We start from the raw sequence: 346 nt of genomic DNA, 5'->3' as shown, positions 1-346 counted from the left end.
ATCAGGAGAATATTCTTCGGATGGGAAATTCAACGGTGCTTTATGAGGAAAAAGAGGCAGAGACGATTCCGAATGCTGTTTGGAGGCGGATTATCTTTGGGCTTTGGGTGTTTGAACTGGGGGAAAAATGCTATACGATGACATTCATGGACGGCCGGATTGCTGGATATATTTTTGCGGCGATCGGTTTGTTTATGATTCTGACCGGATGTATGGTTCGGAGTGTAAAAAAAGCCGCAGGAAATCAGGATAAGCTTCTTAGGAATATCCTTTGGAAGAAGGAGTGGAGATACCGGTTCAAAAAGAATCGCTGGAGCATCTATGTTATGCTGGTCGTACATATATG

1 protein-coding gene is annotated in these 346 nt (G+C 43.6%); it reads left to right on the top strand.

The features are described from left to right. Positions 1-20: 20 nt before the first annotated feature. Positions 21-346 (top strand): hypothetical protein (locus HJY11_RS13400; protein ID WP_208076442.1); only part of this gene is annotated, 326 nt, incomplete at its 3' end.

The organism is Bittarella massiliensis (ex Durand et al. 2017) (assembly GCF_017566145.1).
Classification (GTDB): Bacteria; Bacillota; Clostridia; order Oscillospirales; family Ruminococcaceae; genus Bittarella; species Bittarella massiliensis_A.
Note: the sequence above shows the minus strand (reverse complement) of the source record. Positions and strands in the feature narration are given on the sequence as shown.